Consider the following 1,707-nt stretch of genomic DNA (forward strand, 5'->3'; position numbering starts at 1 on the left):
GTACGCCGAGCGCCGCGAGCACAGCCCGCGCCTGGGTGCGCAGCGTCTCGAACTCGGCGAGCCGTTCGCCCTTGGCCGCGCTGCGGGCCAGCGCGCGGCTCAGGGTCGCGCAGCGGCGTACGGCCTCGGTCATCGGTACGCGCGGGGCGGCGTGCGCGGCGCAGCCGGGGGTGCACCCGGCGTCCACGGCCCAGGGGTTCATCGGGTCTCCCCCAGGAAGTAGCGGCGGTAGCGGTCGTTCAGCTGGTCCATGTCGAGCAGGACGAAGAAGTCGGCGACGTCGAACTCGGGGTCGTGGGCGGGTGCGCCGCACATCCAGGCGCCGAGCCGCAGATAGCCGCGCAGCAGCGGCGGCAGGTCGGCGTAGGCGGGGCGCGCGGCCTCCAGGTCGGCGGGCATCCAGGGGCGGTGCGGGTGGACGCGCAGCTCGGGGGGCGAGGCGTGCTTGGCGGTGCCGAGCAGCCAGGCGCTGGAGGCAGCCTGGCCGCCGTCGGCGAGCGGCACGGAGGCGCAGCCGGCGAGGTAGCGGTGGCCGGAGAGCAGGACGTAGCGGGCGAGCGCGGACCACATGAGGTTGATGACGGCGCCGCTGCGGTGGTCGGCGTGGACGCAGGAGCGGCCGGCCTCGACGACGGCGGGGCGCAGGTGATCGAGTGCCCGGAGGTCGAACTCGCTGTCCGAGTAGGAGTGTTCGGCGCGGCCGGGCGGGAGCAGCCGGTAGGTGCCCACCACCTCGTCCGTGGTCGTGTCGGTGACGATGAGGTGGTCGGCGAGGTCGTCGTAGGCGTCCATGTCGTGGCCGGCCAGCGGCGTGTGGAGGGTGGCGCCCATTTCCTCGCCGAAGACCTGGTGGCGCAGCCGCTGGGCGGCGCGTATCTGCTGCGTGGTGTCCGCGATGGAGGTGACGTACGAGGTGGTGGCCGCTGACGCGGTGGATGTCGGGAGCATGAGTGTGCTGGTCTCCATTCGATGGGCATTCGGTACCGGCGGCGATCGTCCGCTGCCCTGTTCGCGGTCCTCCGTGGGACGTGGGCCCCTGCGTGGGGAGGCCGGCGCCCGCGTGGGGCGGCCGGTCCCTTCTCGCGGGAAGTCGGCCCCGGTGCGGGGGCGTTGATCCCTCTGTGCGGGGGCGTTGATCCCTTGTGGAACGACCGTAGGAGCGGTACGCCGGATGGCGCACTGCACAAACGGCAGCGGGCACCCCTGACCTTCGTCAGGTGGCCGTCGGCTCAGCCGGCGCGCAGCTCCAACGTGCAGCACTTGACGCTGCCGCCGGCCTTGAGGAGTTCGGTGAGGTCCAGGCCGATCGGTTCGTAGCCGCGCTCCCGCAGCGCGGCGGCGAGGCGGGTGGCGGACTCGGGCAGCAGCACATGGCGGCCGTCGCTGAAGGCGTTGAGGCCGAAGACGGCGGCGTCCTCGTCGGTGGCGAGCAGGGCGTCGGGGAACATCTCACGCAGGGCCGCCCGGCTGCCCGGGGAGAAGGCGGCCGGGTAGTACATGACCTCGTCGTCGCCGAGCACGGCGAGGGCGGTGTCGAGGTGGTAGTGGCGGGGGTCGACGAGGGTCAGGCCGGTGACGGGCAGGCCGAAGAACTCCTGGGCCTCGGCGTGGGATCGGGGGTCGGTCCGGAAGCCGGCGCCGGCCAGGAGCCGGCGGCCGGCGAGGAGGTAGTCGCCCTCCCCCTCGTTGATGTGCTCGGGCCAGTGC

General features: G+C 73.5%; 2 protein-coding genes and 1 pseudogene. All 3 read right to left on the reverse strand.

All coding sequences use genetic code 11. The annotated features are described in order from the left end of the window. A pseudogene (locus ACFU99_RS42820) lies at positions 1–202 on the reverse strand (1-acyl-sn-glycerol-3-phosphate acyltransferase); the annotation flags it as partial. Continuing rightward, positions 199–948 carry a GNAT family N-acetyltransferase gene (locus ACFU99_RS42825; protein ID WP_384403973.1) on the reverse strand — a complete coding sequence of 250 codons (750 nt, stop codon included), beginning with the start codon at positions 946–948 and terminating at the stop codon, positions 199–201. The gene ACFU99_RS42825 and the pseudogene ACFU99_RS42820, both read right to left, overlap by 4 nt. Positions 949–1,229: 281 nt before the next feature. After that, positions 1,230–1,707 (reverse strand): dimethylarginine dimethylaminohydrolase family protein (locus ACFU99_RS42830; RefSeq protein ID WP_384403976.1); only part of this gene is annotated, 478 nt, incomplete at its 5' end.

This window comes from Streptomyces sp. NPDC057654, assembly GCF_042800135.1.
In the GTDB taxonomy this organism is placed as follows: Bacteria; Actinomycetota; Actinomycetes; order Streptomycetales; family Streptomycetaceae; genus Streptomyces.

Coding starts and splice junctions, on each gene's coding strand:
- ACFU99_RS42825 (WP_384403973.1), bottom strand. CDS start 948: ATGCTCCCGACATCCACCGCGTCAGCGGCCACCACCTCGTACGTCACC.